The 20,322-nt window shown below is 69.7% G+C and carries 18 protein-coding genes; 10 read left to right on the top strand and 8 right to left on the bottom strand.

All coding sequences use genetic code 11. From position 1 onward, the window contains the following. Positions 1 to 73: 73 nt before the first annotated feature. The 3 genes from miaB to FHX82_RS04865 form a co-directional block, all read right to left on the bottom strand. Positions 74 to 1,567 (bottom strand): tRNA (N6-isopentenyl adenosine(37)-C2)-methylthiotransferase MiaB, encoded by a 1,494-nt coding sequence (gene miaB / locus FHX82_RS04855; RefSeq protein WP_145937477.1) that lies wholly within the window; start codon positions 1,565 to 1,567, stop codon positions 74 to 76. 606 nt (positions 1,568 to 2,173) lie between these two features. Further along, a complete protein-coding gene (locus FHX82_RS04860; protein WP_145937476.1) occupies positions 2,174 to 2,521 on the bottom strand; it encodes a type II toxin-antitoxin system PemK/MazF family toxin in 348 nt (115 codons plus the stop codon). Then, entirely contained in the window at positions 2,521 to 2,742 is a 222-nt protein-coding gene (locus FHX82_RS04865) for a DUF8778 family protein (protein WP_145937475.1), read from the bottom strand. Before FHX82_RS04865 ends, FHX82_RS04860 begins: the two co-directional genes overlap by 1 nt. A 216-nt stretch (positions 2,743 to 2,958) precedes the next feature. Here FHX82_RS04865 and FHX82_RS04870 point away from each other — a divergent pair, with 216 nt between their 5' ends. From FHX82_RS04870 to FHX82_RS04885, 4 genes are all read left to right on the top strand, one after another. Continuing rightward, positions 2,959 to 3,687, top strand: coding sequence for an amino acid ABC transporter ATP-binding protein (locus tag FHX82_RS04870; RefSeq protein WP_183176581.1), 729 nt, complete (start codon positions 2,959 to 2,961; stop codon positions 3,685 to 3,687). A 53-nt stretch (positions 3,688 to 3,740) separates the two neighbouring features. Beyond that, positions 3,741 to 4,655: a glutamate ABC transporter substrate-binding protein gene (locus FHX82_RS04875; protein ID WP_145937473.1), complete on the top strand. Its 915-nt coding sequence runs from the start codon at positions 3,741 to 3,743 to the stop codon at positions 4,653 to 4,655. A gap of 87 nt (positions 4,656 to 4,742) precedes the next feature. Continuing rightward, positions 4,743 to 5,390 carry an amino acid ABC transporter permease gene (locus tag FHX82_RS04880; RefSeq protein ID WP_145937472.1) on the top strand — a complete coding sequence of 216 codons (648 nt, stop codon included), beginning with the start codon at positions 4,743 to 4,745 and terminating at the stop codon, positions 5,388 to 5,390. Continuing rightward, positions 5,387 to 6,259, top strand: coding sequence for an amino acid ABC transporter permease (locus FHX82_RS04885; RefSeq protein ID WP_145937471.1), 873 nt, complete (start codon positions 5,387 to 5,389; stop codon positions 6,257 to 6,259). The genes FHX82_RS04880 and FHX82_RS04885 overlap by 4 nt, the downstream gene beginning before the upstream one ends. A gap of 54 nt (positions 6,260 to 6,313) precedes the next feature. Here FHX82_RS04885 and ggh read toward each other — a convergent pair whose 3' ends face one another. Then, positions 6,314 to 7,699 (bottom strand): glucosylglycerate hydrolase, encoded by a 1,386-nt coding sequence (ggh, locus tag FHX82_RS04890; protein WP_145937470.1) that lies wholly within the window; start codon positions 7,697 to 7,699, stop codon positions 6,314 to 6,316. 252 nt (positions 7,700 to 7,951) lie between these two features. Between ggh and FHX82_RS04895 the strand changes: the two genes are divergently transcribed. From FHX82_RS04895 to FHX82_RS04905, 3 genes are all read left to right on the top strand, one after another. Then, positions 7,952 to 9,106, top strand: a complete 1,155-nt coding sequence (locus FHX82_RS04895) for an ROK family transcriptional regulator (RefSeq protein WP_145937469.1) — start codon at positions 7,952 to 7,954, stop codon at positions 9,104 to 9,106. A 92-nt stretch (positions 9,107 to 9,198) separates the two neighbouring features. Beyond that, the gene (locus tag FHX82_RS04900) at positions 9,199 to 9,855 is read left to right on the top strand and encodes a glycoside hydrolase family 75 protein (protein WP_145937468.1); all 657 of its coding nucleotides are present in this window, start codon (positions 9,199 to 9,201) and stop codon (positions 9,853 to 9,855) included. A gap of 32 nt (positions 9,856 to 9,887) precedes the next feature. Then, positions 9,888 to 11,651 carry a P-loop NTPase fold protein gene (locus FHX82_RS04905; protein ID WP_145937467.1) on the top strand — a complete coding sequence of 588 codons (1,764 nt, stop codon included), beginning with the start codon at positions 9,888 to 9,890 and terminating at the stop codon, positions 11,649 to 11,651. Here FHX82_RS04905 and FHX82_RS04910 read toward each other — a convergent pair whose 3' ends face one another. From FHX82_RS04910 to FHX82_RS04925, 4 genes are read right to left on the bottom strand one after another with little or no spacing between them, the layout of a single operon-like run. Further along, a complete protein-coding gene (locus FHX82_RS04910; protein WP_145937466.1) occupies positions 11,652 to 12,407 on the bottom strand; it encodes a succinate dehydrogenase/fumarate reductase iron-sulfur subunit in 756 nt (251 codons plus the stop codon). Further along, on the bottom strand, positions 12,404 to 14,317 hold the full coding sequence (locus tag FHX82_RS04915) for a fumarate reductase/succinate dehydrogenase flavoprotein subunit (protein WP_145937465.1): 1,914 nt from the start codon (positions 14,315 to 14,317) through the stop codon (positions 12,404 to 12,406). Before FHX82_RS04915 ends, FHX82_RS04910 begins: the two co-directional genes overlap by 4 nt. A 14-nt stretch (positions 14,318 to 14,331) precedes the next feature. Continuing rightward, on the bottom strand, positions 14,332 to 15,162 hold the full coding sequence (sdhC, locus tag FHX82_RS04920) for a succinate dehydrogenase subunit SdhC (RefSeq protein ID WP_145937464.1): 831 nt from the start codon (positions 15,160 to 15,162) through the stop codon (positions 14,332 to 14,334). Further along, positions 15,159 to 15,446: an Rv0250c family protein gene (locus FHX82_RS04925; protein ID WP_145937463.1), complete on the bottom strand. Its 288-nt coding sequence runs from the start codon at positions 15,444 to 15,446 to the stop codon at positions 15,159 to 15,161. Before FHX82_RS04925 ends, sdhC begins: the two co-directional genes overlap by 4 nt. Before the next feature lie 233 nt (positions 15,447 to 15,679). On the opposite strand from FHX82_RS04925, the gene edd reads away from it, so the two are divergent. The 3 genes from edd (at position 15,680) to FHX82_RS04940 (ending at position 20,310) form a co-directional block, all read left to right on the top strand. Then, positions 15,680 to 17,524, top strand: a complete 1,845-nt coding sequence (gene edd, locus FHX82_RS04930) for a phosphogluconate dehydratase (RefSeq protein WP_145937462.1) — start codon at positions 15,680 to 15,682, stop codon at positions 17,522 to 17,524. Positions 17,525 to 17,558: 34 nt separating this feature from the next. Then, positions 17,559 to 18,182: a bifunctional 4-hydroxy-2-oxoglutarate aldolase/2-dehydro-3-deoxy-phosphogluconate aldolase gene (gene eda, locus FHX82_RS04935; protein WP_145937461.1), complete on the top strand. Its 624-nt coding sequence runs from the start codon at positions 17,559 to 17,561 to the stop codon at positions 18,180 to 18,182. A gap of 685 nt (positions 18,183 to 18,867) precedes the next feature. Then, positions 18,868 to 20,310 (top strand): lipase maturation factor family protein, encoded by a 1,443-nt coding sequence (locus FHX82_RS04940; RefSeq protein ID WP_145937460.1) that lies wholly within the window; start codon positions 18,868 to 18,870, stop codon positions 20,308 to 20,310. Positions 20,311 to 20,322 lie beyond the last annotated feature (12 nt).

Below are 20,322 nucleotides of genomic sequence, written 5' to 3' on the forward strand. Positions count from 1 at the left end.
GGCTGTCCGCCCAAACCTTCCCTGCTCGGTCATCCGGCCCACCGGCCCGTCGCCGCGCGCTTCGTCACGGTGGTCATGCGCCGCACCCGCCCGTGACCGGTTGCTGCGTCTTCGGGACGCCGAAGGACGGGAGGCCGAGGCTGACGCCGTCGGTTTTCGGGCGCAGGCCCGCTTCCACGTTGTCCCCCGCGCGGGTGCGGCGGTGCGTCAGAACGTCACCGTCCGCGACCAGGTGGTGCGGGGCGCCGTAGGTGACCACCGTCTCGACCACGTCACCCGGCCGCACGGCGCGGTCGACCGCGGGGCCTGCCGGGGTGAAGTGCACGAGCCTGCCGTCGCGGGCGCGGCCGCTCATCCGCTGCGTTTCGGCGTCCTTGCGGCCCTCGCCGGTGGCGACGAGCAGCTCCACCTTCTGCCCGACGAGCTTCTTGTTCTCCTGCCACGCGATGTCGTTCTGCAGCTCGACGAGCCGGTCGTAGCGCTCCTGCACGACCTCCTTCGGCAGCTGCCCCGGCATCTCCGCCGCGGGAGTACCCGGGCGCTTCGAGTACTGGAACGTGAAGGCGCTCGAGAACCGCGCCTGCCGCACGACGTCGAGCGTCGCCTGGAAATCCTCTTCGGTCTCGCCAGGGAAGCCGACGATGATGTCGGTGGTGATGGCCGCGTCCGGCATCGCCGCGCGCACCTTGTCCAGAATGGACAGGTAGCGGCTCGACCGGTACGACCGCCGCATCTCCTTCAGCACCCGGTCCGAGCCCGACTGCAGGGGCATGTGCAGCTGGTGGCACACGTTCGGCGTCTCGGCCATCGCGTCGATCACGTCGTCGGTGAACGCCGCCGGGTGCGGCGACGTGAAGCGCAGGCGCTCCAGCCCGTCCACGGAACCGCAGGCACGCAACAGTTTCGAGAACGCCTGCCGGTCGCCGAACTCGACGCCGTAGGAGTTGACGTTCTGACCCAGCAGCGTCACTTCGAGCACACCCTCGGCGACGAGCGCCTCGACCTCGGCCAGCACCTCACCCGGACGGCGGTCGCGCTCCTTGCCCCGCAGCGACGGCACGATGCAGAACGTGCACGTGTTGTTGCAGCCCACCGAAATCGACACCCAGCCCGAATAGGCCGAGTCGCGGCGGGCGGGCAGCGTCGAGGGGAACGTTTCGAGCGACTCGAGGATCTCCACCTCGGCCTCGGCGTTGTGCCGGGCGCGTTCGAGCAGCACCGGGAGCGAACCGAGGTTGTGCGTGCCGAACACGACATCCACCCACGGCGCCCGCTTGACGATCTCGCCGCGATCCTTCTGCGCGAGGCAGCCACCCACCGCGATCTGCATGCCGGGGTTCGCGTCCTTCGCCGGGCGCAGGTGCCCGAGAGTGCCGTACAGCTTGTTGTCCGCGTTCTCGCGCACGGCGCACGTGTTGAACACGACGAGGTCCGGCGCGGCTCCTTCGAGAGCCGGCACGTAGCCCGCTTCCTCCAGCTGCCCGGCGAGGCGCTCGGAGTCGTGCACGTTCATCTGACAGCCGAACGTGCGAATTTGGTAGGTTTTGCCGACCTCTGTCGTACTCATCGCCTACCAGGGTAAACCCGGAAAAGCACGGCCGATTCCGGGGCACCACCAGGCGCGGCGGGTGGCCGGAGTGGCGGGCGTTGAGCGGGAGCTGGGGGCGCGGCCAACGACGACCTGGGTGCATCGGTTGGCGGCGGCCCGAGGGCGCACGGGGCCGAGCGGGTGGCACATCAACGCCGAAGGGGTGTCCTCGCGTGGGACAGGCGGCAGGCGTTGAGCGGGAGCTGGGGGGCGGCCAACGACCTGAGTGCATCGGGCCGGTGGCGCATCGACGCCGAAGGGGCGCCCTCGCATGGGACAGGTGGCGCACGCGTGCAAAAGCGGCGGCGCGGGATGCAGTGACGCGAGGTGGTGCGCAGGGCAGGCGGCGCGCACCAATGCGAGACGGCCCGTCGATGTGAGGGCGGCGGCACACCCCGGTGGTGTGGGCAACCCGCACGAGAGGGTGGCTCGTCCGCGCGACGGGCGAAGTAACAAGGCGGCGGTACGGGTGACCTCCGCAAGGACTTCTCAAGGTCCGCGAGCCGCGTAGAGGATGGAGCACGGCCCCCTAAGCCCAGGAGACCCGACAACCCCGGGAGTCAGGTCGCAGCCCGACTGCCCGGATCACAACCCCAGGTGCACGCGCAGCGCCTGGTCCAGCTTCGCCATCACCGCGGGCGGTACCTGGCCCGTCTTCCTCCCTATCCGCTCCACCGACACCGAGCGGACCTGCTCCGCCTGGGCTTTCGAGTCCACCTTCAGCCCGCAGGCGCTCGCGGGCAGCAGGACCTGGAACGGATACACCCGGGTGGTGTTCGACGTCACCGGTACGACCGTCACGACCCCCCGGCCGAGCCGGGACGCTGCCGCGTTCGCTCCGTCGTTGCTGACGATCACCGCTGGGCGCGTCTTGCTCGCCTCGGCGCCTCGCACCGGTTCGAGGTCCACGAGCCGGATCTCCGCACGCCGCATCACCGACCCGTCAGCCCGTCACCCGCGGCGGACTCCCACAGCGCGGCGTCCTCGATCTCCCATTCCTCCCACGCGTCGGCATAGGACTCCTCCAGCTGCGAGGCACGCAGCAGCTCGATGGCCCTGTGCAACACGGCGGACCGGGACCCCGCCTGTGTCTCCGCCGCGTACTCGTCCAGGAAGGCGACGTCCTCCTCCCCCAGACTCACACTCAGCTTCATACCCAGCATGCTACCCCCTTTGCTACCCGCATGCTACCTCTTCGCGACCCGGCCCGCACCCCTGCTCATCTCCTACTAAGGTTCCTGCCGGGTGCGCAGATGACACCTAGGTTGCTTTTGGTCCGTTTTGCGGGCGTCAACCGCCACTTCGGTGTTAGATCGCCGGATGGGCAGGGGTGTATGGAGGGATCGATGACCACAGCGACGTCGCCGGCGATGATCAAGGCGACTGGCGTCAACAAGTTCTTCGGCGAGCTGCACGTGCTGAAGGACATCAACCTGGAGGTTCCGCGCGGCCAGGTCGTCGTCGTGCTCGGTCCTTCGGGTTCGGGCAAGTCCACGCTCTGCCGCGCGATCAACCGGCTCGAGCCGATCAACTCGGGGGAGATCTCCGTCGACGGCAAGCCGCTGCCCGCCGAGGGCAAGGCGCTCGCCGCGCTGCGCGCCGACGTCGGCATGGTCTTCCAGTCGTTCAACCTGTTCGCGCACAAGAGCATCGTGGAGAACGTCATGCTCGCGCCGGTGAAGGTGCGCAAGCAGTCCTCCGCCGAGGCGCGCAAGACCGCGATGGAACTGCTGGAGCGCGTGGGCATCGCCAACCAGGCGGAGAAGTACCCGGCTCAGCTGTCCGGCGGGCAGCAGCAGCGCGCCGCGATCGCCCGCGCGCTCGCGATGAAGCCGAAGGTGATGCTGTTCGACGAGCCGACCTCCGCGCTGGACCCGGAAATGGTCCAGGAGGTGCTCGACACGATGACGGGCCTGGCGGCCGACGGCATGACCATGCTCGTCGTCACCCACGAGATGGGTTTCGCGCGCCGCGCCGCGCACCGGGTGGTGTTCATGGCCGACGGTGAGATCGTCGAGGACGCCACGCCGGACGAGTTCTTCACCCAGCCGAAGTCCGAACGTGCGAAGGACTTCCTCGGCAAGATCCTTACCCACTAGCAGGTTCGCGGCGCGACGTGCGCCGCACCGACCCAGGAAGCAGGAGAGTTCGAATGAGGATCCGCACCCTGGCGGCAGGGCTGCTGGTCGGCGCGCTCGCGCTGACCGCCTGCGGCAAGGAGGGCACGCCGTCCAGCGGCGGCACCGGGGACACCGGGGGCAACGCCGCGGCGCTGCCGTCGTACACGGTGGCGCAGGGCGTCGACATTCCCGGCTCGGCCACCTTCGCGAAGATCAAGGGCAAGGGCGGCCTGACCATCGGTGTCAAGGACGACCAGCCCGGCCTCGGCGCGAAGGACCCGACCACCGGCAAGTACTCCGGGTTCGACATCGAGATCGCGAAGCTCGTCGCGGCCGGCCTCGGCTACGACGAGAGCAAGATCACGTACCAGACCGTCGACTCCGGTGCGCGCGAGGCGGCCATCGCCAACGGCACCGTCGACTACTACGTCGGCACGTACACGATCACCGACAAGCGCAAGGCGCAGGTGTCGTTCGCGGGCCCGTACTTCCAGGCGGGCCAGGATCTGCTGGTGCGCAAGGACGACAACTCCATCACCGGCAAGGACACCCTGAAGGGCAAGAAGGTCTGCTCGGTGACGGGGTCCACCCCGATCCAGCGGGTGCGCGACCAGCAGCTGACCGAGCCCGGCAACATCGTCGAGTTCCAGAAGTACTCGCAGTGCGTCGACAAGCTGCTCACCAAGGACGTCGACGCCGTCACCACCGACGACGCGATCCTCAAGGGCTTCGCGGCGCAGGACCCGGACAACCTGAAGGTGGTCGGCCAGCCGTTCTCGCAGGAGCCGTACGGCATCGGCCTGAACAAGGACGACTCGGCGCTGCGCAACAAGATCGATGACCTGCTGCAGGCCGCGCTCGACGACGGCACGTGGCAGAAGATCTACGACGCCACCCTGGGCAAGTCCGGTTCGACCGCGACCAAGCCCACCATCCAGCGCTACTGATCCGCGAGTGTGGCCGGTGAGCGCTCACGGTGGGCGGTCACCGGCCACACCTCTATCTCCCACTCGACCCGCGGCGGGGAAGGCCCGATGGACGTCCTGCTCGACAATCTGGACCTCTATGGTCCGTTCTTCCTGACCACGATCAAGCTCTTCGTCATCTCGGCGGTGGCGAGCCTGGTCTTCGGCACGTTCCTGGCGATGCTGCGCGTGAGCCCGGTGCCGGTGTTCCGCGTCGTCGGCACCGCCTACGTGACGATCCTGCGCAACACCCCGCTGACGCTGGTGTTCGCGTTCCTGGTGTTCGCGTACCCGCTGCTGGACGTGCTGAAGCTCAGCTACTTCACCTCGGCCGTGGTGGCGCTGACCATCTACACGTCCGCGTTCATCTGCGAGGTAGTGCGCTCCGGCATCAACACGGTGCCGGTCGGCCAGGCGGAGGCGGCGCGGGCGCTGGGCCTGTCGTTCACCCAGGTCCTCGGCCAGGTGGTGCTGCCGCAGGCGGTGCGCTCGGTGGTCCCGCCGCTGATGAGCATGCTCATCGCGCTGCTGAAGAACACCACCATCGCCGCTGGGTTCAACGTGGTCGAGGCCGGCGCGATCCGCCAGTACCTCGCCGAGCGCGGCGACAACCAGCTGGTCGGCCTGCTGTGGGTCGCGCTCGGGTTCATCATCCTGGTCGCGCTCCTGTCGCTGGTCCAGCGTGCCTTCGAGAAGCGGTGGAGCGTGGCCCGATGACCAACGTCCTCTTCGACATCCCCGGGCCGCGCGCCCGGGTGCGCTACCGGCTGCTGGCCGTCGTCGGGGCGCTGGTGGTCGCCGCGATCATCGCGTTCGTGATCTACCGCTTCTACGACAGCGGCCAGTTCTCCGCGCGCCGCTGGGAGTGGCTGGAGTACACGCAGGTCCAGCGCGACCTCGGCAACGCCGTGCTGTTCACCCTCAAGGCGTTCGCGCTGGGCGCGGTGCTCGCACTGGTGTTCGGCGCGATCTTCGCCGCCGGACGGCTTTCCGACCACGCGTGGCTGCGCGGGATCTCGACGTTCGTGGTCGAGCTGTTCCGCGCCATCCCGCTGCTGGTCCTGATGTTCCTGTTCTTCTACGGCCTGCCGGCGCTCGGCGTCACGATTTCGCCGTTCCTGTCCGTGGTGCTGGGCCTGACGCTGTACAACGGCTCGGTGCTGGCGGAGGTGTTCCGCGCCGGCATCCTCGCGCTGCCCAAGGGCCAGAGCGAGGCGGCCTACGCGCTGGGCATGAACAAGACGCAGGTGATGACGCTCGTCCTGATCCCGCAGGCGATCCGCTCGATGCTGCCGACGATCATCAGCCAGCTGGTGGTGCTGCTCAAGGACACCGCGCTCGGGTTCGTGGTGACGTACCAGGAACTGCTGTACTACGCGCGCTACATCGGCACGCAGGGCGAGTTCAGCCGCCCGATCGTCCCATCGACGCTCGTGGTCGCGGCGATCTACATCGTGCTGTGCCTGCTGCTCACCGCGCTCGCGACGTACCTGGAGCGGCGCAACCGCCGCAGCAAGAAGCACCTCCCGGCGGCGGACACCAAGGCCCAGGAGATCGCGCTCGAAGCCGACCTCCGCGCGGGCTGACCGGACCGCGGAAAGGGGCGGCACCGGACCAGCGGTGCCGCCCCTTTTTCGTGCTCAGAACGCGCAGAGCCAGTCCAGCACCACGGCCGCCGTCCAGGACTGGTCCGTGCTGCCGAGTGGTTCGCCGGTGAAGGGTTCGTAGTACTCGCCGAACGAGCCGTCCTCGGTGAGGCGGATGCCGCCGTCACGCAGTTTCCGCGCCCGGTCCTGCCAGCCGCGGCGCTCGAAGGCCCACGAGAACAACCACACCACCACCGGCCATTGTGGACCGCGCCAGTACTGGCGGGGGTTGAAGCCCGGGCGCATCGGCGAGACCGACGGTGGCACCGGCGCCAGCAGGTCCGGGTTGCCCGCCCAGCGGTCACTGTCCAAAAGCGACAGCAGTTTCAGCTGCACGTCGTCCGGTGCCCCGCCGCACAGCAGCGGGGAGAACCCGGCGATCGTCTGCGTGTCCAGCCAGCGGCCGGTGCGCAGGTCGCGGTCGCGGGCCATGCCCGAAACCGAATGGCAGCTCCCGGCGACCGCGGCGCGCGCCTTGGCGGCCCAGTCCGCGAGATCCGCCAGCTGCTCCGGCTCCTGCCCGAACTCGGTGCCCAGCTCCAGCAGCACGTCGCACGACACGGCGAACAACGCTGTGATGAACACGTCGCCGACGAGGAAGCTGGAGTTCTCGACGATCGTGCGCTGGTCGTAGCCCGCCCGGCGCATCTCCTCGATGAGCCAGAGGTACCGGTCGTACTCGCGGTCGGTGGGCCGCTCGGCCGGGTCGCCGACGAGGCGGACGTCCTTGCGCACGTATGGCGGCAGGGCCGCGCCGGGGTGCACGGCGTCGTACGGCACGTCCCAGCGCGGCGAATTGTCCATTCCGGACTCCCAGCCGTGCACGATCGCGATGAGCCCGCTCGACCCCGGCGTACGGTACTCGACGAGCCAGCGGTGCCACGCGTACAGCTTCGGCCAGATGCGGCGGGCGAAACGCTCCGCGTCGATCCGGTCGTGCGGCCCGGAGCGCCGGGCGATGTCGAGCACCCGGCGCACCGCGATGGCGTGCACCGGCGGCTGGCAGATGCCGGACGTGCGCACGTCGCGCGGGCCGTCCTGCGCCACGTCGGTCCCCCAGCGGTCGGGCCCCGGGAAGTACGCGTCGTCGTCGGTGAACACGATGTGCGGCACCATGCCGTTGCGCCACTGGGCGGCGAACAGCGTGTCCAGCTCCGCGATGGCGCGCTGCACGTCGAGCCGGGCGAGGCCGATGGAGATGAACGCGGCGTCCCAGCTCCACATGTGCGGGTACAGCCGGGGCGCGGCCGTGATGACGGCTCCGGTGTCGTTGTCCCGCAACACCCGGGCCGCCCTGGCCGCGAGGGCAGGCTCGGTGAAGCGGACCGGTCTTCTGCCGCCGGATGCGCTCTCCGTCGTCCTCGTGGTGTCCACCGTCATTCCTGGGCCTCCAACAACCGGGTCTCGGCCACGGCGACGGGCCGTAACTGCGTCGACAGGAACACCATTCCACCCGCGCCGGTGGTCGAGAAGCCCACGCAACCCGCTGCCAGCGAAGCTGGTCCGGCCACGACGAACCCCCGCAGGAGCGTCGGGCCGCGGGCCGCGCGCATCTGACTCTCTCCGCATCCGGGGCCGGTTAGACTTCTGTCAGGTCATTGAACATAAGTCCCGCCGGGAGAAGCTGTCAACATGCGTACGCCGCCACCGACCTCCCCCGGGCACATCCTGGCCGTGCTCCGCGCCGAGGGTCCGCTGACGCGGCAGGAGCTGCAGGACCGCATCGGCCTGTCGCGCGCGACGATGGTGGAGCGGCTCGAGATCCTGCAGCGGCTGGACCTCCTGCGGCAGACGGGCGTGCGTGCTTCCAACGGTGGCCGCCCGGCGCAGGTGCTGGCGGCCAACGACGTCGGGCGCACCGCACTGGTCGCCGACGTGGGGCAGCGGCACGCGACCGTCGCCGTCGTCGACCTGCGTGGCACCGTGTTCGCCCAGGTGCACCGCCCGCTGCCCGCGGGTCACCTGCCCGGCGAGACGCTGACGTACCTGCTCGACACCGGCCGGCAGCTGCTCGACCGGACGGGGCGCGCGGACAGCCTCTCCGCGGTCGGGCTCAGCGTGCCCGGCCAGATCGACCACGACCGCGGCACCACGAGCGCGCCACCTGCCATGCGCGAGTGGACGGGACTGCCGTTGCGCGACCGGTTCACCGAAGCACTGGCGGTGCCGGTGTTCCTGGAGAACGACGCGAACGCGCTGGCGTTCGGCGCGTACTGCGACCTCGGACGGCCGGACGCGGCGCTCGTCGGCGTGAAGGTCGGCACGGGCATCGGCGCCGGGTTGGTGATCTCCGGGCGCACGCACCGCGGCGAGACGGCGTCGGCGGGCGAGATCGGACACCTCCGCATCGAGGGCCACGACGAACGCTGCGACTGCGGGCGGCGGGGCTGCGTCTCGGCGATCGCCAGCGGCCAGGCGGTGATCCGGCAGCTGCGGCCGACGGGCGTCCGGACCGCGGAGGACGTCGTGCGGCGCGTGCGGGCCGGGAACGTCGAGGCGATCCGCGTGACCGCGGCAGCGGGCAGGCTCGTCGGCACGGTGCTCGCCACGGTGGTCACCATCGTCAACCCGCGCTACCTGCGCGTCGGCGGGGCGATCGGCGTGCTGCCCCCGTTCCTCGACTCGCTGCGCGACGCCGTGCGGGCCAACGCGCAGACCACGGCGCTGGCGGGCGTGAACGTGGCCGCGTGCACCCTCGGCGTCAACACCACACTGGTGGGACTGTCCGGTCTGGTCGCCGACGAGCTGCTCGCCCCGGCCGCGGTCGACGCCCTGGCCGGTGCCTGAATTCCTACGAAAGTTCCTTGTGCGCCCGCGCGAGGGCACGGCATCCTGGGCACCCCTGAAAGTTAAGAAACTTTCCTAATTAGGGAGCCGCCATGCGAAAGAAGGTCTTCCTCGTCGTGCTCACGCTCTTCGTGAGCCTCTTCCCGACCGCGATGGCCCAGGCCGCAGCGCCCACCGCGGCCCAACTGCTGGCCAAAACCCAGAGCTGCAGCCAGATCTCGAATGGAAAGTACAAGACGGACGAGGAGACCAGCAGCACCGTCTCCGTGTGCGGCGCCAACGGAGCGGTGTTCTGGCACGCCGACATGGACATCGACTGTGACGGGCAGCGCACCACCCAGTGCAACGAGGACACCGACTGCTGCTTCTACCCCGACACGGCGTTCCACACCTCGACCGACCAGCCCCTGAACGCGGCCCAGCTGCCGTACATCGTCGTGCCGAGTTCGAGCAGCATCTGGAACTACTCGTCCTCCGGGCTCCGGGGTGGCGGCTCGTGCGCGGTGATCTACAACGGGAAGGTCGAGTACGCGGTCATCGGGGACACCGGCCCGACGGACATCATCGGCGAAGCGTCCTACGCGACCGCGAAGGCGCTGGGCATCGATCCCGACCCGAGCACCGGCGGCACCGACTCGGGCGTGACGTACATCTGCTTCAAGAACTCGACCGTCTCGCCCATCGAGGACCACGCGAAGGCCACCTCGACCGGGCAGAGCCTGGCCACGACGTTCCTGCAGAACAACTGACGTCCTGAAGCGGAAAGCGGTATAACCCTGCGGTGACCGTTTTCGACGACGATGGGTACACCGTGGCCGAGTCCGCTCGCCCGGCGTTCGCCGTCCTCAACGACTCCCCGGTCGGCGAGGGTGGCAACGAGGACCTGCTGGAGTCGACGGTCACCGCGGGGAACCTCGCGGAGCTGATCCTCGCCTCCCGCGCCGCCGCGCCGTTCACGGTCGCGATCGACGCCGGCTGGGGCATGGGCAAGAGCAGCCTGCTGCGCCGCCTCGACGCGGAGCTCGGCAAGGACCCGGCCGTCAGCACGGTGTGGTTCAACGCCTGGACCTCCGAACGCGCCGACGCCGTCGAGGGGCTCATCAAGTCGGTGCTGCTGAGCTTCGACCGCAACGTCCTGCGGCGCGCCGTCCGCGGGACGTTGCGGCGCAAGCACGTGGTCGGCGCGGTGCGCGCGGTCTCGCTGGTCGCGTCGAGCTTCTTCGGGCTGGGCGCCGCGGTCGACGCGATGTGGCGCACGCTCGCCGTGGATGCCAAGGCGCGCAACGAGATCAAGGCCGTCGTCCACGAGATGGCGCAGAACTGGCTGGCCAAGGGCTCGTCCGGCCGGGGACGGCTGCTGGTGGTGTTCATCGACGACCTCGACCGCTGCTCGGACCAGCGGATCTTCGAGGTGTGCGAGACGATCAAGCTGTACCTGGACGTGCCGGGCGTCGTGTTCGTCCTCGCGTGCGACCAGGCGGTGCTGTGGCAGGCCGTCGGCCGCGACCGGGTGGCCGACGGGGTGCGGTACCTGGAGAAGATCATCCAGGTCAGCTATCCCATTCCGCCGCCCAGCTCGATCCTGGCGCGGAACCTCGTGGACGGCTACCTGCTGCGCTCGGGCACGGCGCACCTGTTCGACGACGCGATGAAGAAGCTGCTCATCGAGCGGACGGGCCGCAACCCGCGCCGGATCAAGCGGCTGATCAACAGCTTCGTGCTGGAGCACCACCTCGGCCGCATCGGAGGCGACCTGGGCACCGAGAACCTGGTGAAGATCATCCTGCTGCGGCACTTCTACCCCGAGTTCTACAACATGGTGGTGCTGTCCCCGGAAGGTGACCTGGCGCAGCGGTTCCTCGACTACCACGACTTCCGGGAGTACGTCCGGCACGGCACGCGACCCGATCCGGGGCGCCGGGCGCGGCTGTTCGCGGTCACCGGGGTCAAGCCGCCCGCGAACGAGACGAAAGCCGAGCTGACGGAGGCCCTGGAGGAGGTCGTCCAGGAGCTGCCGGTGAGCTTTCCGGAACTGGCCAAGGACAGGGAGTTCGTCGCGTTGCTGCGCAGTCTGCCGATGGCCACCGCCCAATGGCGCCGGCTGCGCGCGCCGCTCGTCGCGGACTCGGCGCCGTACCCTCCCACCTCGGTTCAGGAACCCCAGCGCACGGACCGTTTTTTCGGGCTGCGCGTGCTGTGGATCGACGACGAATCCGAGGGCCCCGCATATCTGATGAACACCCTCAGAGCGGGCGGCGCGCGCGTCGAGGCGGCCAGGAACCGGGAGGAGGCGGTCGAAATCCTGCCCCGGCTGCGCCCGAACGCGCTGGTGTCCGACATCCGCCGCGAGGACGACCCGCAGGCCGGGTTCACCGATCTGCGCTACCTGCGGGAGCAGGGCCTGTACCAGGGACCGGCGTTCTTCTACACCGGACAGGTCACCCCGGCCCGGCTGGCACAGGCCGAGCAGCTCGGCGCGGACGGCGTCACCACCGACCCCGGCGAGGTCCTCGCGTGGCTGACGAGGATCGCCGAGCGGCTGTGACTACTTCTTCCCGCGCCGGAACAGGTTGGTGCCCAGCCAGACCAGCGGGTCGTACCGCTTGTCCGCCACCCGCTCCTTCATCGGGATCAACGCGTTGTCCGTGATGTGGATGTTCTCGGGGCACACCTCGGAACAGCACTTCGTGATGTTGCAGTAGCCCAGCCCGTGCTCGCTCTGCGCCGCCTCGCGCCGGTCGGCCACGTCGAGCGGGTGCATCTCCAGCTCGGCGATCCGCATGAGGTAGCGCGGGCCCGCGAAGTGCTCCTTGTTCTCCTCGTGGTCGCGCACGACGTGGCACGTGTTCTGGCACAGGAAGCACTCGATGCACTTGCGGAACTCCTGCGAGCGCTCGACGTCGACCTGCTGCATCCGGTACTCGCCGGGCGCCAGCTCCGGCGGCGGCGTGAACGAGGGGATCTCGCGCGCCTTGGTGTAGTTGAACGACACGTCGGTCACCAGGTCGCGGATCACCGGGAACGTGCGCAGCGGCGTCACGGTGATCACCTCGTCCTCGTCGAACACCGACATCCGCGTCATGCACAGCAGCCGCGGGCGCCCGTTGACCTCCGCCGAGCAGGAGCCGCACTTGCCCGCCTTGCAGTTCCACCGCACGGCGAGGTCCGACGCCTGCGTGGCCTGCAGCCGGTGGATGATGTCCAGCACGACCTCGCCGTCGTTGACCTCGACGGTGAAGTCCCGCAGCTCGCCGCCCGCCGCGTCGCCGCGCCACACCCGGAAGTTCGCCTTGTAGCTCACGCCGTCCTCCCCGGGTGCGAAGCCAGTTCCTCGTCGGTGTAGTACTTCTCCAGCTCGCCCAGTTCGAACAGCTCCAGCAGGTCCTGGCGCATCGGCTCCTGGTCCTTCGCCGTGACGGTGACGCTCGGCGCCAGCGGATCGTCCGTCGTCGTCTCGCACACCAGCAGCTTGTTGCGCCAGTGCGAATCCATCTGCGGGTGGTCGTCCCGCGTGTGCCCACCGCGGCTTTCCGTGCGCAGCAACGCCGCGCGCGCCACGCACTCGCTCACCAGCAACATGTTGCGCAGGTCCACGGCGAGGTGCCAGCCCGGGTTGAACTGCCGGTGCCCCTCCACCAGCACGTTCCCGATGCGTTCCTTGATCTCGTCCAGCTTCGCGAGCGCCCGCTCGATCTCCTCGGCCTTGCGGATGATGCCGACGAGGTCGTTCATCGTCTGCTGCAGCTCGTTCTGCAGCGTGTACGGGTTCTCTTCGACACCTTGGCGCGGCGGGTCGAACGGCACCAGCGCCGTCCGGGCCGCCCTGTCCACATCGGACTGGCCGACCTTCGGTCGCGTGTCGAGAGATTCCACATAGGACGCTGCACCGAGCCCGGCGCGTCGGCCGAACACCAGCAGGTCGGACAGGGAGTTGCCGCCCAGCCGGTTCGACCCGTGCATCCCGCCCGAGCACTCCCCCGCCGCGAACAGTCCCGGCACGCTGGACGACGCGGTGTCGGGATCGACCTCGATGCCGCCCATCACGTAGTGGCACGTCGGGCCGACCTCCATCGGCTCCGCCGTGATGTCGACGTCGGCCAGCTCCTTGAACTGGTGGTACATCGACGGCAGGCGCCGCTTGATCTCCTCGGGCGTGAGCCGGCTCGCGATGTCGAGGTACACCCCGCCGTGCGGGGACCCGCGCTCGGCCTTGACCTCGGAGTTGATCGCGCGCGCCACCTCGTCGCGCGGCAGCAGGTCCGGCGTGCGGCGGTTGTTGTCGGCGTCGGTGTACCAGCGGTCGGCTTCTTCCTCGCTGTCCGCGTACTGGCCCTTGAACACGTCGGGCACGTACTCGAACATGAACCGCTTGCCCTCGGAGTTCTTCAGCACCCCGCCGTCGCCACGCACGCCCTCGGTGACGAGGATGCCCTTCACGCTCGGCGGCCAGACCATCCCGGTGGGGTGGAACTGGACGAACTCCATGTTGATCAGGGTCGCGCCCGCCCGCAGCGCCAGCGCGTGCCCGTCGCCGGTGTACTCCCAGGAGTTCGAGGTCACCTTGAACGACTTGCCGATCCCGCCGGTCGCGAGCACCACCGCCGGTGCCTGGAACAGGATGAACCGTCCGCTTTCGCGCCAGTAGCCGAACGCGCCCGCGATGCGGTCACCGTCCTTGAGCAGGTCGGTGATCGTGCACTCGGCGAAGACCTTGAGCTTGGCCTCGTAGTCGCCGTAGCGCTGCTTGTCCTCCTGTTGCAGCGAAACGATCTTCTGCTGCATCGTGCGGATCAGTTCGAGCCCGGTGCGGTCGCCGACGTGCGCCAGCCGCGGATACGTGTGCCCGCCGAAGTTGCGCTGGCTGATCCGCCCGTCCGCGGTGCGGTCGAACAGCGCGCCGTAGGTCTCCAGCTCCCACACCCGGTCCGGCGCCTCCTTGGCGTGCAGCTCCGCCATCCGCCAGTTGTTGAGGAACTTGCCGCCGCGCATCGTGTCGCGGAAGTGCACCTGCCAGTTGTCGTTCGGGTTCGCGTTGCCCATCGACGCGGCGCACCCGCCTTCGGCCATCACCGTGTGCGCCTTGCCGAACAGGGACTTGCACACCACCGCGACGGACAGCCCGCGCTGGCGGGCCTCGATGACGGCTCGCAGACCGGCGCCACCCGCGCCGATCACCACCACGTCGTAGTCGAGCCGCTCGACCTCGGTCATTCAGCCGCCACCTTCTAGTTCACGAAACGGGGATCGGGAAACACGCCACTCGACACGAGCATCACGTACAGGTCGGTGAGCACGAGGGTGCCGAGCGTCGTCCAGGCCAGCAGCATGTGCCGGTTGTTGAGCTTGGTGACCTGCGTCCACATCCAGTACCGCACGGGATGCTTCGAAAAGTGCTTGAGCCGCCCGCCGGTGATGTGCCGGCAGGAGTGACACGACAGCGTGTACGCCCACAGCAGCACGACGTTGGCGACGATGATGACGTTGCCCAGCCCGAAGCCGAACCCGCCGGTGCGGCCGTGGAAGGCGAGGACCGCGTCGTAGGTGTTGACCACCGAGACGATCATCGCGACGTAGAAGAAGTAGCGGTGCACGTTCTGCACGATGAGCGGCAGGCGCGTCTCGCCGGTGTAGCGCGCGTGGGGTTCGGCCACCGCGCAGGCCGGCGGCGAGAACCACACCGACCGGTAGTACGCCTTGCGGTAGTAGTAGCACGTCAGCCGGAACCCGAGCAGGAACGGCAGGACGAGGGCGCCCAGCGGGATCCAGGACGGGAAGTCGCCGAACCAGTGTCCGAAGTGGCTCGAACCGGCCACGCACGAGGTGGAGACGCACGGCGAGTAGAACGGCGTCAGGTAGTGGTACTCGGGCACCCAGTAGGCGGTGCGGACGAAGGCGCGGATCGTCGCGTAGACGACGAACGTGGCCAGCCCGAGCGTGGTGAGCAGCGGCGGAAGCCACCAGCGGTCCGTGCGCAGGGTGCGCTCGGCGATGCGGGCGCGCCGGGGCGCCCGCACGCCGGTGCCCGTGCCGACCTCGTTGTCAGCGGGCGCGCTCACCGGTGGTCACGGTGGTAGCCGCCAACCCCTTCGTCGTCGGCCCCCTGCCACAGCGCGGGGTCGTAGGGGTCGTCGGAGATCTTGACCACCTGCGCGGGGTCGACCGGCTTGTGCTGCACGGGGATCGGGTTCTCCAGGTCGCTCACGTCGATGTCGAGCCGGTCCACGTCGTTGACCAGGCGCCGGACGGCCGCGGCGTCGCCGTAGCGGGAGCGCAGGACGCCAAGGCACTGGCGCAGCTGGCCGATGGTCCGGCGGATTTCCGCGAGCTCGGTGGTGGACATCGGGTACCTCCGTGGTGGGTCGGCGGCGCGGCCGTCACCTAGCGACTCTGCCGCGCACGTTTCAATGTGACAAGTAGCACATAGTGACTCACGTACGTGATCGGCGTCACCTTGAACGATCTTCTTAATCGATTTTGTTCGGGTGGGATCTGGAGTTAGCGTGGGCACTGTCACGAACCTGACGACGTCAGCGCCGCCGTCTCCAGGCCCCAGCCGAGACCCGTGAGGCGGTAATGCACCCAGTCGTCGAGGAAGTCACGCGCCGCATCGCCGAGCGCAGCGCCGAGACCCGCGCCGCGTACCTGTCCCGCATGGCCGCGGCCCGCTCCGAAGGTCCCGTGCGGGCCGGCATGGCATGCAGCAACCTCGCCCACGGCTTCGCGGCGTGCGGCGGCAGCGACCGGCTCGCGATCCGCGGGCTGCGCAAGCCGGGCGTCGCGATCGTGTCGGCGTACAACGACCTGCTGTCGGCGCACCAGCCGCTGCACGAGTACCCGGAGTGGATCAAGGACGCCACCCGTTCGGCGGGTGGCGTGGCGCAGTTCGCCGGTGGCGTGCCCGCGATGTGCGACGGGATCACGCAGGGCCGCGCGGGCATGGAGCTGTCGCTGTTCAGCCGCGAGGTGATCGCGATGGCCACCGGGATCGCGTTGTCGCACGAGATGTTCGACGGCGCGCTGCTGCTCGGGGTGTGCGACAAGATCGTGCCGGGGCTGCTGATCGGCGCGCTCGCGTTCGGTCACCTGCCCGCGATCCTCGTGCCCGCCGGGCCGATGGCGTCCGGCCTGCCGAACAAGGAGAAGGCCCGCGTGCGGCAGCTGTTCGCCGAGGGCCGCGCCACGCGGGAGGACCTGCTGGAGGCGGAGTCGGCGTCGTACCACTCGGCCGGGACCTGCACGTTCTACGGCACGGCGAACTCGAACCAGCTCGTCGTCGAGGTGATGGGCCTGCACCTGCCGGGCGCGAGCTTCGTGCCGCCGGGCACCCCGCTGCGGCGGGCGCTGACCGAGGAGGCGGGGCGGCGGATCGTGGCCCTGTCGCGGGAGGAGTACACACCGCTGGCGGAGGTGGTCAGCGAGCGTTCGGTGGTGAACGGCGTCGTGTCGCTGCTGGCCACCGGCGGGTCGACGAACCACACGATGCACCTGGTGGCGATCGCCGCGGCGGCGGGCATCCAGCTGACCTGGGACGACTTCGCGGACCTGTCGTCGGTGGTGCCGCTGCTGGCGAGCGTCTACCCGAACGGCAGCGCCGACATCAACCACTTCCACGCGGCAGGCGGGGTGCAGTTCCTGGTCGGCACGCTGCTGGACGCGGGGCTGCTGCACGAGGACGTGCGGACGGTCGCCGGGGACGGGCTTTCGCGCTACCGCAGCGAGCCGGTGTTGTCGGAGGACGGCCTGGTGTGGCGCGAGGTACCGACGCGGAGCCTGGATCCCGACGTGCTGCGCCCGGTGTCGGAGCCGTTCGCGGCGGACGGCGGGCTGCGGATGCTGAGCGGCAACCTCGGGCGGGCGGTGATCAAGGTGTCGGCGGTGGCGCCGGAGCACCGGGTGGTGCGGGCGCCGGCGCGGGTGTTCACGTCGCAGCAGGCGTTCGACGAGGCGTTCCGGGCGGGTGAGCTGGACCGGGACGTGGCGGTGGTGATCCGCAACCAGGGTCCGCAGGCGAACGGGATGCCGGAGCTGCACGGGCTGACCCCGGCGCTGGGGTCGTTGATGGACAGGGGTTTTCGCGTCGCGCTGATCACGGACGGGCGCATGTCGGGTGCCTCGGGCAAGATCCCGTCGGCCATCCAGGTGACGCCGGAGGCCGCCGCGGGCGGTGCGCTGGCGCGGGTGGAGGATGGCGACGTGGTGGTGCTCGACGCCGAGGCGGGCACGCTGGACGTGCTGGTGGAGGCGGCGGAGCTGGCGGCGCGCCCGGTGCGCGACTCGGCGCCGGACGAGGCGTCGTGGCAGGGCACCGGCCGGGAGCTGTTCACGGCACTGCGCCGGGCGGTCGGCCCGGCGGATCAGGGCGCCAGCGTGTTCGGCGCGATGACCCCGGGCCACTTCGGCGCCCCGGCGCGGGTCTGAGGATTTCGACGGGCCCGGTACGAGGAGGATTTCGGTGAGCAACGGACACGAGCTGCTGGAACTGTCGCCGGTGATGCCGGTGGTGGTGGTCGACGACGCGGCGGACGCGGTGCCGGTCGCGAAAGCGTTGTCGGCGGGCGGGATCCGGGTGATCGAGCTGACGCTGCGGACGCCCGTGGCGCTGGACGCGATCGAGCGGGTGGCGTCGCAGGTGCCGGAGGCGGTGGTCGGCGCGGGCACGGTGACGACGCCGGAGCAGGCGAAGCAGGCGGCCGACGCGGGGGCGAAGTTCCTGGTGACGCCGGGTTGCACCGACAGAGTGCTGGAGGCCGCCTTCGGCACGGGACTGCCCTTCCTGCCGGGCGCGGGCACGGTCTCGGAGGCGATGCGCCTGGCCGAACTGGGCCTGACGGCGCTGAAGTTCTTCCCGGCCGAGCCGAGCGGCGGAGTCCAGTTTTTGAAGGCGATCGCGGGTCCGCTCCCACAGCTGCGCTTCTGCCCGACGGGAGGCATCACCGCGGAAACCGCGCGGTCCTACCTGGCCCTACCAACAGTCGGCTGCGTGGGCGGCTCGTGGCTCACCCCCAAGGACGCCTTGGCCGCCAAGGACTTCGACCGCATTACGGCCCTGGCGCAGGAGGCTTCGGCGCTGGGTTGAGGGCTGGGGGTTGGGCGCATGTGTCCCGCCCCGCGCCCGGCTCCGGCTCCGGCTCCGGCTCCGCGCAGGAGGCACCGACGCTGGGCTGAGGCTGGACGACACCCCGCGTTCCCACCCGCACTGCTCCCGCGCAGAAGGTCCAGGCTCCGGCTCCGACACCCGGCCGGGCTCCCGCGCTCCGGGCCGACGCTCCGGCTCCGGGCCCCGGCCGAGCTCCCGCTCCGGGCCGACGCTCCGCCACCCGGCCAAGGCCCCGGCTCCCGGTCAAGGCCCCGGCTCCTGGCTTCCGGCTACCGGCTACCGGCTACCGGCTACCGGCTACCGGCTACCGGCTACCGGCTACCGGCTACCGGCTACCGGCTACCGGCTACCGGCTACCGGCTACCGGCTACCGGCTGAGGCTCCCGCGCCAGGACGACGCTCCGCCATCCGGTCAAGGCCCCGGCTCCCGGCTCCCGCTCCGGGCCGAGACTCAGGCGGCGCCCGGCGCCCGGCGCCAAAACCCGCTCCCCTTTGCGCAGCAGGCACCGGCGCCAGGCCGACACGGCTGCCACCCCGCGCCCTCCACCCGCACTGGCCCGAGGCCCAGCACGCGCCCTCGTCGGACGTCGCCAAGTCGACTTGTCCGCTTCGCTTCCTGGGCAAGAACCCGGCGGGGGCGGTGCGCCGGCACTAGCCTGACCGCGTGCGATGGGAGTGGTTCACCGATCCGGACTACTGGGCGTCGAAGCTGGCGTTCCAGCGGATGCTCGCCGCGCTGTACCTCGTCGCGTTTCTCGTTGCGGTGAACCAGTTCCGGGCGTTGCTGGGCACCCACGGGCTGCTGCCGATCCCGCGGTTCGTGGCGCGGGTGCCGTTCCGGCGTGCGCCGAGTGTTTTCCACCTGTACTACTCGGACACCTTCTTCGCGATCGTCGCGTGGGCGGGCGCGGTCGTGTCGGCGGTGCTGGTCCTCGGGCTCACCGACACGGCGCCGGTGTGGGTGTCGCTCGTGGTGTGGGCCCTGCCGTGGGTGCTGTACCAGTCGATCGTCAACGTGGGACAGACGTGGTACTCGTTCGGCTGGGAGTCGCTGCTCCTCGAAACCGGGTTCCTCGCGATCTTCCTCGGCCCGGCGGACATGGCGGCGCCCGTTCCGGTGCTGTGGCTGCTGCTGTGGGTGCTGTTCCGGCTCGAGTTCGGCGCCGGGCTGATCAAGATGCGCGGCGACCGGTGCTGGCGCGACCTGACCTGCCTGTACTACCACCACGAAACCCAGCCGATGCCCGGCCCGCTCAGCTGGTACTTCCACCACCTGCCCAAGCCGCTGCACAAGGTCGAGGTGCTGGCCAGCCACTTCACGCAACTGGTCGTGCCGTTCGCGTTGTTCGCCCCGCAGCCGGCGGCGGGGATCGCGGCGCTCGTCATGATCGTCACGCAGCTGTGGCTCGTGGCGAGCGGAAACTTCTCATGGCTGAACTTCCTCACGATCACGCTCGCGGTGTCCGCATTGGACAGTCACCTGCTGCCGTTCCGGGCGCCGGCACCGGCGGAACCACCGCTGTGGTTCCGGATCGTCGTGCTCGCCGTGACGGCGCTCGTGCTCGTGCTGAGCTATCGCCCCGCGCGCAACCTGGTCTCCCGGATGCAACTGATGAACTACAGCTTCGACCGCCTGCACCTGGTCAACACGTACGGCGCGTTCGGCAGCATCAGCAAGACGCGCCACGAAATCGTGATCGAGGCGACGGACGAGCCGGAGCTCACGCCGGACACGGTGTGGCAGGAGTACGAGTTCAAGGGCAAGCCGGGCGATCCCCATCGGTGCCCCCGGCAGTTCGCGCCGTACCACCTGCGGCTGGACTGGATGATGTGGTTCGCCTCGTTGTCCTCCCGCTACAGCGAAGCGTGGCTGCCACCGCTCGCCGGAAAGCTGCTCGCCGCCGACCCGGTGACGTTGAAACTCCTGCGGCGCGACCCCTTCCACGGCGAACGCCCGACGTTCCTGCGGGCGCGACTGTTCCGCTACCGCTTCACAACCCCGGCGGAACGGCGCCAAACCGGGGCATGGTGGGTGCGCGAGCCGATCGGCCAAGCGATCAAGGAAGCCCGGCTCGGCCCCGACGGCAAAGTCGTCGCCGTCCAGTGATCCGCTCGCGCA

This window comes from Amycolatopsis bartoniae, assembly GCF_014191255.1.
Classification (GTDB): domain Bacteria; phylum Actinomycetota; class Actinomycetes; order Mycobacteriales; family Pseudonocardiaceae; genus Amycolatopsis_E; species Amycolatopsis_E bartoniae.

Coding starts and splice junctions, on each gene's coding strand:
- edd (WP_145937462.1), top strand. CDS start 15,680: ATGCACCCAGTCGTCGAGGAAGTCACGCGCCGCATCGCCGAGCGCAGC.
- FHX82_RS04865 (WP_145937475.1), bottom strand. CDS start 2,742: ATGAAGCTGAGTGTGAGTCTGGGGGAGGAGGACGTCGCCTTCCTGGAC.
- FHX82_RS04870 (WP_183176581.1), top strand. CDS start 2,959: ATGATCAAGGCGACTGGCGTCAACAAGTTCTTCGGCGAGCTGCACGTG.
- FHX82_RS04860 (WP_145937476.1), bottom strand. CDS start 2,521: ATGCGGCGTGCGGAGATCCGGCTCGTGGACCTCGAACCGGTGCGAGGC.
- FHX82_RS04875 (WP_145937473.1), top strand. CDS start 3,741: ATGAGGATCCGCACCCTGGCGGCAGGGCTGCTGGTCGGCGCGCTCGCG.
- FHX82_RS04900 (WP_145937468.1), top strand. CDS start 9,199: ATGCGAAAGAAGGTCTTCCTCGTCGTGCTCACGCTCTTCGTGAGCCTC.
- FHX82_RS04925 (WP_145937463.1), bottom strand. CDS start 15,446: ATGTCCACCACCGAGCTCGCGGAAATCCGCCGGACCATCGGCCAGCTG.
- miaB (WP_145937477.1), bottom strand. CDS start 1,567: ATGAGTACGACAGAGGTCGGCAAAACCTACCAAATTCGCACGTTCGGC.
- FHX82_RS04885 (WP_145937471.1), top strand. CDS start 5,387: ATGACCAACGTCCTCTTCGACATCCCCGGGCCGCGCGCCCGGGTGCGC.
- FHX82_RS04895 (WP_145937469.1), top strand. CDS start 7,952: ATGCGTACGCCGCCACCGACCTCCCCCGGGCACATCCTGGCCGTGCTC.
- FHX82_RS04915 (WP_145937465.1), bottom strand. CDS start 14,317: ATGACCGAGGTCGAGCGGCTCGACTACGACGTGGTGGTGATCGGCGCG.
- ggh (WP_145937470.1), bottom strand. CDS start 7,699: ATGACGGTGGACACCACGAGGACGACGGAGAGCGCATCCGGCGGCAGA.
- FHX82_RS04880 (WP_145937472.1), top strand. CDS start 4,743: ATGGACGTCCTGCTCGACAATCTGGACCTCTATGGTCCGTTCTTCCTG.